Origin of the sequence: Sulfuricurvum sp. (assembly GCF_049277495.1) — a bacterium.
Taxonomy (GTDB): domain Bacteria; phylum Campylobacterota; class Campylobacteria; order Campylobacterales; family Sulfurimonadaceae; genus Sulfuricurvum.
This window is the reverse complement of record NZ_JBASYM010000071.1, coordinates 1-9,863: the sequence shown is the minus strand read 5'-3', so window position 1 is coordinate 9,863 and position 9,863 is coordinate 1. Positions and strand designations below refer to the sequence as shown.

The window sequence follows — 9,863 nt, the reverse complement described above, 5'->3', positions numbered from 1 at the left end:
GGTCACAATATAGAGAAGGGCTAGATTCTCCGGCGTTTTGATTTTCGACATAAATTGGTAAAGGGTCTTTTCGTGATAGAGATTTTCACGATAGGCCACATTGCTCATCAGTACATGATGACGTACCAGCAAAGCTCCCCGTTCATACTGCAGAATTGGAAGCTTAAGATTTTTAAGGAAAGGGACAATCAATTTTGTTCCCACTTCACTGTGATCTTGCTTGCGTCCTTTCCCGGTATCATGAAGGAGGATGACGGCTTTAAGAAGAACTTTATCGGAAGTGTTCAAAGGGGCATAGAGCGCTTCTACATAGGGGTCTTGGATCGATTCGAGCGCCTGAATGCATTTGATCGAGTGCAGATCGACCGGGTAGTGGTGGTAGCCGTCAAACTGCGGCAGATGGAGCACCTTTTTAAATGCGCCGATGAGGTGATGCAGGATACCCGCATCGTAAAAGAGTTTTAAACAGACGTACAAGTGTTTTCGTTCAAAGAGTTTTCGCAGCAGTCCATAGGTTTTAGCGCGAAGAGGGTGCTTCATCGCCGTATAGGTGAAATGGAAGAGAACGCTTGCATCAAACACCCATTCCCGGTCAGGAAGTGTAATGAGCAATTCCAAAAGAGAATCGATCGAAGGTGTCGCTATGTTGTAGGAAGAATAGAGCGTACCCTCTATGGCATAGAACCCTTTTTGGACTCTTCCTTTACGGAGTCTTGCCATTTGCGTCGTATCGTTGAGATAGATGCGTGACATTTTTTTAACATAAATCTGGGTGAAATTATTGATTCGCCATTGTGCTTCCAACAAACGGCTGACGAGACGGCGTTCATCCGTAAACCCGAGCATTTGAGCAATACGGGGCATGTAATCGAGGACAAGCTGGTCTTGCTGTTTTCCGGTGAGCAGATGCAGGGCACTTCGAACGCGAAAAAGGAGTTCGAGTGCAATCCTGTATTCCCGATATTGGTCATCGTTGAAGAGTTTCCCGCTCAACTCTTTAAGGGTGTTGACCCCATATATCGTTTTGGCGATCCAATACAGCAGCTGTGAATCCCGCAATCCGCCTACACCTTCTTTAATGTTCGGCTGCATCGAAAATGGATATTTATGTCTGCGGAGATCCGCCTCTTCGATTTTAGCCATAATAAATGCTTTCGGCTTATCATGACGGATCGCCGTAAGGTGGTTTTGAGTAACGCTCCAGGTGAAAGGCGAACCGATAATGAGGCGTGATTCCATCATCGCGGTTCGGATGGTAATATCCTCGCGTGACGCATTCAGCAAATCATTGACTTCATGGACACGGTGCCCGAGTTTTAGCCCTGCATCCCACGCTAAATAGAGAAATTTCTCGATAATGGCAGCTGTATTGTATCCATCGTTTTTTTCAAAAACGATCATGAGATCAATATCGCTGTGGACACACAACTGCTCACGGCCATAGCTTCCCAATGCAATAAATGCAAGCGGGATGGAACTGCGCATCGGCAAATAGTTCCCAAACAGCCGCCGAAGTACCGTTTTATACATCAAAGCTATAATGGAATCAAGCGTTTTGGTGTGGATGACGAGAAAATCTTTTCCCTGGTTGCGCTCGAAAAGTTCCGGAAGTGAATTCTTATAATCGGAAATATACGTTTTAAAGAGTTTGGAAATCTCAAAATCACTTGATTTGTTTCCGATGAGGTGTTCAATTTCTTCAGTAATACTCATGATTAGCTACTTTTTGATTTAATTGTATCGCAAAACGATCTTTTTGCGATAGAGAACAGTGGTGATAAAATAAGCGGTAGTGAACTAAACTGGTTTAAGAATAAAAGATATAATATTTTTTGCAGGAGATTGAGATGAACCGTACCAACAATTATCAAAAAGTTATGATGATCCATGATCAGGTGATGGGACTTTTACGTTCCAAGCAGATTTCCCCCTATCCGGCACATTACAAACAATATTTTGACGAACTTTTTCTGGAAATGGCGGATGCGCAATTGCGCAAAGAGCAGGAAGATGCCGAGCATCAAGTACTAAGCGCTGCAAAAGATGACGGAACAAAACATCTTGATATCGCCAAACGTTCTGTCATGTCCTTTGTTGAAACGCATGCAGATATTACGTCGGTGGCTAAAAAACAGCAAGAACGCCTCGATAATGCTCCCGCAAGCACGGAGAAAGAGCATATCACTTTTATCGAAAGCTTGAATGCCTTAAATAAAGATATGTCCGGTGAGCTCGATAAAGCACAGTCCAAGATCATTGAACTTACGACGGATCTGAATGAAGCTTTTTCGTCGCTTACGACGGATCCTCTTACCAAGGTCGGAAATCGAAAAGGGTTTGTAGAGGATATGGAATCGGCCATCGAGGCAGGGAAGAGCAAAGCCCTTTCCATGGTATTAATGATGTTTGACGTCGATAATTTTAAATATATCAATGATGAACACGGATATGTGGCAGGGGATAAAGTCCTTTATTTTATTGCCCAAACGATCAAAACAATGATCCGTGATGCCGATAAAGTCTATCGATACGGAGGAGAAGAGTTCGCCGTTGTTCTCAGTAGATGCGATGTGACACAGGCATTTGCACTGGCGGATAAGATCCGTGCAAAAATCGAACACAGCAAATTGCTCTATTTAGGGAAAACCGTTCATGTGACCATGAGTGTCGGCGTTACGATTCATCAAGAGAAAGATACTTTTGACGGTATTATCGCCCGAGCGGAAAAAGCACTTTATTGTGCAAAAAAATCCAATAAAAACTGTACGATTCTCTTTGATTGGTAATGCCGGAAAATATGATTCGATTAAAGAGTACAATTTTTTCTTTCGCTATAATGCGCCCAAAAATACGTAACTAAAGATTTTAAAATGGATTTGATAGAAAAAGTAAAACAGCATGAACGATTGAGTTTCGATGAAGCAGTCGCTCTTTATGATTTAGACCTTTTTACCTTGGGAGAGCTTGCCGATGAACGGCGAAAAGCACTGCACGGTAAACGAACCTATTTTAATATTAACCGCCATATTAATCCGACGAATATCTGTAAAGACGTTTGTAAATTTTGTGCCTACAGCGCCAGCCGCAAAAATCCGAATCCTTATACGATGAGCCATGATGAGATCGTAGCGATTACCGATGATATCGTTGCACGCGGAATATCCGAAGTACACATCGTCTCTGCCCATAATCCGGATACGGGATTGGAATGGTATTTGGAAGTTTTTCGTAAAATCAAAGCACGCCATCCGCAGCTTCATATCAAAGCTCTCACGGCGGCAGAAGTCCATTTCCTAGCCGAAGAATACGGTAAAAGTTACGATGAGATTCTTGATCTGATGGTAGCGAACGGAGTCGATTCGATGCCCGGAGGCGGTGCAGAGATTTTTGATGAAAAGGTACGTGATTACATCTGTAAAGGTAAAGTCAATACCCAGCAGTGGCTTGAAATCCATCGTAAATGGCATGAACGGGGGATGAAATCCAATGTCACGATGTTATTCGGCCATGTGGAAGAGCGGTCTCATCGAATCGATCATATGATGCGGATTCGGGATTTGCAAGATATTACAGGCGGATTTAACTGCTTTATTCCACTCGTCTATCAGAGCGAAAACAATTTCTTGAACGTCAAAGAGTTTATTACGGCTCACGAGATACTCAAAACGATGGCCATCAGCCGCATTGTCCTCGATAATGTCCCCAATCTCAAAGCGTATTGGGTTACCTCTACGGTTAATTTGGCACTGGTCGCGCAGGAATTTGGGGCGAATGATCTCGACGGTACGATCGAAAAAGAGTCGATTAATTCAGCAGCAGGTGCTAAAAGTGCTCACGGTGTCAATCTGCAAGAGTTCGTAGGACTTATTAAAAACAGCGGATTTGAACCGATTGAACGCGATAGCCTGTATAATACAATCAAAGCATGGTAAGGAAACGCAATGATATTAATGATTGATAATTATGACAGTTTTACTTACAACATCGTTCAGTATTGTTTGGAGCTTGGGGCTGATTTGAAAATAATCCGCAATGATGAATTGAGTATTGAAGAGATCGAAGCGCTGCATCCGGAAAAAATTATCATCTCTCCGGGGCCGGCTACTCCGGATGATGCAGGGGTAACTTTGGATGTTATTCGTCATTTCGCCGATAAAGTGCCTATTTTAGGAATTTGTTTAGGACATCAGAGTATCGCACAGGCTTTTGGCGGGAATGTCGTACGGGCAAATCGGATGATGCACGGCAAAACATCTCGAATGGTACGTCAGGGCGAAACCCCTATCTTTGATAAACTTCCGGAGATGTTTACCGCTACGCGGTATCACTCGTTGATCGTAGAGCAGGAAAATCTGCCGGATGTGATTGTTCCGACCGCATACAGCGAAGATGATCATGAGATCATGGCTCTGGAAATCAAAGATAAACCGATTTACGGCGTTCAGTTTCACCCTGAATCGATCATGAGCGAATTCGGGCATGAGATAATCAACAATTTTCTAAAGTTATGAGAGAAAGAGTCTTTTTTTTAGCACTGCTGGGGATTAACCTTTTAATCCTTGTTTTGCAAATCAAAGGCCTCTCGATCGGTTACCATGAAGCACAAATTTTATACGGTGACACCTCCCCTTTACAGGTTCTAATCTCCGCTTCGTTACACTTCTTCGGGCACAATGATTATGCACTGAGAATACCGATGATTTTTCTTCATCTCTTCTCCGTCGTTTTGCTTTACGGGATCTCAAAACATTATCTCGTACGTGAGAGTGACCGTTTGTGGATTGTGCTGATTTATATTCTTCTTCCCGGTGTGACGAGTGCGGCATTATTGGTAGATAATGCAGGGCTGATCATCACCTCCCTATTTCTTTTTGGATATCTCTATCTTAATTATGGACGTTATGCATTAGGGCTTCTCCCTCTTTTAATCGGAATCGATCCGGTCTTCGCCTATCTCTTTTTTGCGATAGCTCTTTATGGGGTCTACCGAAAAGACTATTTCTACGGGGTCTCCGGAGCTATAGCCTTGAGTATATCCCTGAGTGTGTACGGCATTCATGTCGGCGGATTACCGGAAAGCAGGTTTCTGGATGCTTTGGGTGTCTATGCCGCTATCTTTTCTCCTATTGTGTTTATTTATCTTTTTTACGTCCTGTATCGTCGTATGATCGCCAAAGAGTGGGATTTGATCTGGATGATTGCGATGAGTGCATTTGTTATCTCTTTATTGCTTTCTTTCCGGCAAAAAGTCGAAATACAAACCTTTGCCCCGTTTCTATTGCTGGCATTGCCTCTGGCTGCTCAAACGTTTTTGCATACCTATCGTATACGGCTGCGGGAATTCCGAGGACGTTATCAATTCCTTTTTTACAGCGCTTTTGCCATTTTGCTGTTAAACGTGCTTGCGGTCTTTTTTAATCAATGGCTCTATCGTTTTATGGAAGATCCCAGCCGCCATTTTTCGTATCCGATGCACATTGCGAAAGAACTTTCGGGTGTTCTGCATGAAAACAATATTCAATGCATTGATGCTAAGGATAATAAGCTTCAATTACGGTTACGTTTTTACGGGATCACCCATTGTGAAAATTTCCGTTTAGAGAAAGAGACAACCAGACAAAGTAAAAAAGTTACAATAAGTTACATAAATACACCTGTTTATGAAACGTATGTTACAAAAGTAAACAAATAAGACACTTATTTTACGTAAAACTTCTCAGAAGCGATTCAAACTCCCTATAAATGATATAATTTCTGCCAAATAGATTTTCGAAGGAGTTGCAATGGCTCAAAGAGCAATTCGTGAATACGACGGTAAAGCAATTTTCTCTAAACACTGGGAAAAATACTTCAGTGGTTTTCATTACGGTTTTAAATCAGTATTGGTAACTAATGGCGATGAATTGCGTGCATGTGCGCAAAAACACGGTTTTGAATGGCTGAAACAAGAGGCATTGGTTGCAAAACCGGATATGCTATTCGGTAAGCGCGGTAAAAATGATCTTGTATTGTTTAAAACCAACAAACCGGGTGATGTTACGCTTGAAGAAGCTGCTAAATGGATTGATGAAAAAATCGCTCACGAAACGACACTCCTTTCAGGTCAGCACGGAACATTGACTCACTTCATTATTGAGCCGTTTACTCCGCATTCACAAGACCAGGAATATTATATTTCAGCTACGACTGTCGGTGAAGATGATGTTCTTTATCTATCGGCTGAGGGCGGTATGGAAGTTGAAGAGGGATGGGAAGAGAAAGTTAACGAAGTAACAATTCCGATCACTATGGATGATGCAAATATCGCTCATTTGATTCGAGCGAATGTTCCTGCGGGAATCCCTGCGGAAAACAAAGAACGATTTATTACATTTGCAGAGCAATTTTACAAATTCTATCGCGATTTGAACTTCGCATACCTTGAAATCAATCCGATCGTTATGATCGGAAATGATATGCACATTCTTGACCTTGTCGCACGTCTTGATGACACAGCAGGTTTCATGATGGGTGAATCATGGTGCGGTGCTGAATTCCCGACGGCATTCGGTATGGAAGATCAATCTCCGGAAGAAAAAGCGATTGCTGAAGCAGACTCAAAATCGGGTGCTTCGTTGAAATTGACGATTCTTAACCCTATGGGCCGTATCTGGACTATGGTTGCGGGCGGTGGAGCATCGGTTGTTTATGCTGACACGATTGCCGACCTTTCCGGAAATGTTGCCGACCTTGCAAACTATGGTGAGTATTCAGGCGGACCGACTACCGGTGAAACGAAATTTTATGCAGATACCGTTTTGGATTTAATGACACGTCACAAAGATCCGAAAGGCCGTGATAAGATCCTTATCATCGGAGGAGCGATTGCAAACTTTACCGACGTAGCCAAAACGTTTACGGGTATTATCCAGTCGTTTGAAACCTACGCTGAAAAAATGAAAGCGGTCGGTGCACGTATTTATGTACGCCGTGGCGGACCGAACTATGAAAAAGGCCTCAAAGATATTAAAGAGGCAGCAGACCGTTTGGGTCTATACATCGAAGTTTATGGGCCGGAGACGCATGTTACTGACATCGTTCGTATGGCTTTAGAGAAATAAGGAGAGAATGATGGGCGCTTTATTTACTAAAGATACACAAGCGATTTTTTGGAACAACAACGCAAGTGCAATTCAGCGTATGTTGGACTATGACTATGTCATTAATCGCGCAAAACCTTCGGTTGCAGCTATCGTTGCTCCAACTTCAGGCAATAAGTTTGAGAAATTTTTCTACGGACCTGATGAAGTCATGGTACCGGTTTTCCGTAACACTACGGAAGCAGCGGCAGCATTTCCTAATGCAGACGTTTTATTGAATTTCGGTTCTTTCCGTACGGCGTATGACGTAACGATGGAAGCGATCGGAATCAAAGGACAATTCAAAACCGTCATGGTTACGGCTGAGGGGATCCCTGAGAGACTCGCACGTAAAATGAACCAAGCAGCGCGTGACGCGGGTGTTGTTGTTATCGGACCGGCTACGGTCGGCGGTATCGCTCCGGGTGCATTTAAAATTGCTAACGTCGGCGGAACGATTGAAAACATTATTAACTCTAAACTTCACCGTGCCGGTTCATGCGGGCTTGTGACCCGTTCAGGCGGTTTGTTCAACGAACTTTCCAACATCATCTCTATCAATGCCGACGGTATTGCTGAGGGTGTTGCGATCGGTGGAGACCGTTTCGTTGGATCGGTATTTATTGATAACCTTCTTCGTATGGAGAGCAACCCTGAAGTCAAATATATGGTTCTTCTCGGTGAAGTCGGCGGTACGGAAGAGTACAAAGTGATCGAAGCGGTCAAAGCCGGCAAGATCAAAAAACCGATTATCGCATGGTGTATCGGTACGATCGCAAAACATTTCAGTTCAGGTGTTCAATTCGGTCACGCAGGTGCTTCGGCAAATGCGGATGCGGAAACGGCAGCGGCTAAAAATGAAGCGATGGCAGCAGCAGGTATTTATGTTCCTGCGAGCTTCAATGATCTTCCGCACACCATTGCGGAAGTTTATGGAAAACTTCGTGCAGAAGGAACGATCGGTGAAATCGTTGAACCGGAATTGCGCTCTGTTCCAAAAGTACGCCGTAAGAAAGAGTTCATTTGTACGATCTCTGATGACCGCGGTGATGAAGCAACCTATGCAGGCTATCCGATCAGTTCGGTAGCGACTCCGGAAACCGGTTTCGGTATCGGGGATGTTATTTCATTGCTTTGGTTCAAAAAACGTTATCCGAAATGGGCGACCGATTATCTTGAAACCGTTATTAAAACGGTTGCCGATCACGGTCCGGCCGTATCGGGTGCGCATAACGCTAAAGTTACCGCACGTGCGGGCAAAGACGTTATCAGCTCATTGGTAACCGGTTTGCTTACTATCGGACCTCGTTTCGGCGGAGCGATCGATGATGCGGCACGTTATTTCAAATACGCTAATGACCGCGGCATGAGCCCTGCGGAATTTATCGATTATATGAAACGAGAAGGAAAAACGATTTCCGGTATCGGTCACCGTATCAAATCGGTTCGTAACCCGGACCTTCGTGTATCGGGATTGAAAAAATATGCGGCAGAGCACTTCCCAAGCACACCATTGTTGGATTTTGCTCTAGAAGTTGAAAAATTGACAACCTCTAAAAAAGATAATCTTATCTTGAACGTTGACGGTACTATCGGTATCTTGATGGTCGATATGTGGCGTGCACTCGGTTACAGTGAAGATGAAATCGATGGCTTCATCGAAGCCGGTGCATTGAATGCATTCTTCGTTGTCGGCCGTTCAATCGGATTCATCGGACATATCCTGGATGAAAAACGTCTCGGTATGCCGATGTATCGTCACCCGACGGACGATATCCTTTATAACGTCGAACTCGCCGACGAAATCTAATACTCTTCTTTATTTCCCGCTTTCGCGGGAAAAGCCCCAATTTTAATAAAATCCTTCTTCATTCTAATCTTTTCTCTTTTTTTGTTATAATCATTTTTTGATGAAATTTGTTTTCTGAGGTATTTAAGATGAAACGTTTTGCTTTTACAATGCTCGAATTGGTCTTCGTTATTATAGTGATAGGGATACTGGCTGTATTGGCAATGCCCAGTTTTACCTCGAACCCTCTTCAGCAAGCGGCAGAGCAAGTTGCCCGCCATATTCGATACACCCAACATTTGGCAATAGTCAATGATGTATTTAATCCTCAGCAGCAATTTTGGTATCGTGCTCGACCTCAAATAAGCTTTAGACAATGCGATGACGGGAGCAGTTACTATTATATAGGAAGTGACAGTAATCGGAATACCGGGCATATTGGTGAAGATGAGGCAGCCATTGACCCTATGAGCGGGAAAACAATGTATTGGCAAAATAGCCAATGTGATAGAGATGCCCACCCAACACGTGATCCGAATCTTTTACTGACAAATAAATTCAGTGTAACCGCCGCCAGCAATTGCGGTGCAACAATATCTTTTGATAACCTGGGCAGACCCTATACGGCATTTGGTGCTTCACCGAGTGCGGGGCTGATGGCAAATGATTGCAATATCACCTTAACGCATACGACGGATGGGACAGCAACCATTACCATAAGTCCTGAAACAGGATTTGCTGCGGTAACCTATAATTAAATCAAACCAAATTTATTGCTATTAACGTACTATATCCCCGCCTTTTAGAGAATTTTTCATTTTCTCTAAATTTCTTTCGAAAACCTCTTGACATCTAAGTCTAAATCCCCTATAATTCCCGTCCACAAACGATGAGACGCTTCGAAAAGAAGGGTTAAGTTTGAGTTTGAGATCATTGAAAACTAAGTAGGTCAAACG

Annotated in this window: 8 protein-coding genes; 7 read left to right on the top strand and 1 reads right to left on the bottom strand. The window is 43.4% G+C overall.

The window, feature by feature from the left end:
• Positions 1-1,713, bottom strand: a 1,713-nt coding sequence (locus WAO38_RS12585) for a DUF294 nucleotidyltransferase-like domain-containing protein (protein WP_422237581.1), incomplete at its 3' end; no start/stop codon positions are given.
• Positions 1,714-1,847: 134 nt separating this feature from the next.
• On the opposite strand from WAO38_RS12585, the gene WAO38_RS12580 reads away from it, so the two are divergent.
• From WAO38_RS12580 to WAO38_RS12550, 7 genes are all read left to right on the top strand, one after another.
• On the top strand, positions 1,848-2,786 hold the full coding sequence (locus tag WAO38_RS12580; protein ID WP_422237579.1) for a GGDEF domain-containing protein: 939 nt from the start codon (positions 1,848-1,850) through the stop codon (positions 2,784-2,786).
• A gap of 84 nt (positions 2,787-2,870) precedes the next feature.
• Complete coding sequence (gene mqnE, locus WAO38_RS12575) at positions 2,871-3,932, top strand: aminofutalosine synthase MqnE (protein WP_422237577.1); 1,062 nt, start codon at positions 2,871-2,873, stop codon at positions 3,930-3,932.
• 9 nt (positions 3,933-3,941) lie between these two features.
• Positions 3,942-4,511 (top strand): anthranilate synthase component II, encoded by a 570-nt coding sequence (locus tag WAO38_RS12570; protein WP_422237575.1) that lies wholly within the window; start codon positions 3,942-3,944, stop codon positions 4,509-4,511.
• Positions 4,508-5,692: a hypothetical protein gene (locus WAO38_RS12565; protein ID WP_422237573.1), complete on the top strand. Its 1,185-nt coding sequence runs from the start codon at positions 4,508-4,510 to the stop codon at positions 5,690-5,692. Before WAO38_RS12570 ends, WAO38_RS12565 begins: the two co-directional genes overlap by 4 nt.
• Before the next feature lie 91 nt (positions 5,693-5,783).
• On the top strand, positions 5,784-7,100 hold the full coding sequence (locus WAO38_RS12560; RefSeq protein WP_422237571.1) for an ATP citrate lyase citrate-binding domain-containing protein: 1,317 nt from the start codon (positions 5,784-5,786) through the stop codon (positions 7,098-7,100).
• A 10-nt stretch (positions 7,101-7,110) separates the two neighbouring features.
• Complete coding sequence (locus WAO38_RS12555) at positions 7,111-8,928, top strand: citrate/2-methylcitrate synthase (protein ID WP_422237569.1); 1,818 nt, start codon at positions 7,111-7,113, stop codon at positions 8,926-8,928.
• Positions 8,929-9,056: 128 nt separating this feature from the next.
• The gene (locus WAO38_RS12550; protein WP_422237567.1) at positions 9,057-9,665 is read left to right on the top strand and encodes a pilus assembly FimT family protein; all 609 of its coding nucleotides are present in this window, start codon (positions 9,057-9,059) and stop codon (positions 9,663-9,665) included.
• The last annotated feature ends 198 nt before the right edge of the window (positions 9,666-9,863 follow it).

Excerpts from the sequence above, each read along its gene's own strand:
- WAO38_RS12580 (WP_422237579.1), top strand. The coding sequence starts at position 1,848 with ATGAACCGTACCAACAATTATCAAAAAGTTATGATGATCCATGATCAG.
- mqnE (WP_422237577.1), top strand. The coding sequence starts at position 2,871 with ATGGATTTGATAGAAAAAGTAAAACAGCATGAACGATTGAGTTTCGAT.
- WAO38_RS12570 (WP_422237575.1), top strand. The coding sequence starts at position 3,942 with ATGATATTAATGATTGATAATTATGACAGTTTTACTTACAACATCGTT.
- WAO38_RS12565 (WP_422237573.1), top strand. The coding sequence starts at position 4,508 with ATGAGAGAAAGAGTCTTTTTTTTAGCACTGCTGGGGATTAACCTTTTA.
- WAO38_RS12560 (WP_422237571.1), top strand. The coding sequence starts at position 5,784 with ATGGCTCAAAGAGCAATTCGTGAATACGACGGTAAAGCAATTTTCTCT.
- WAO38_RS12555 (WP_422237569.1), top strand. The coding sequence starts at position 7,111 with ATGGGCGCTTTATTTACTAAAGATACACAAGCGATTTTTTGGAACAAC.
- WAO38_RS12550 (WP_422237567.1), top strand. The coding sequence starts at position 9,057 with ATGAAACGTTTTGCTTTTACAATGCTCGAATTGGTCTTCGTTATTATA.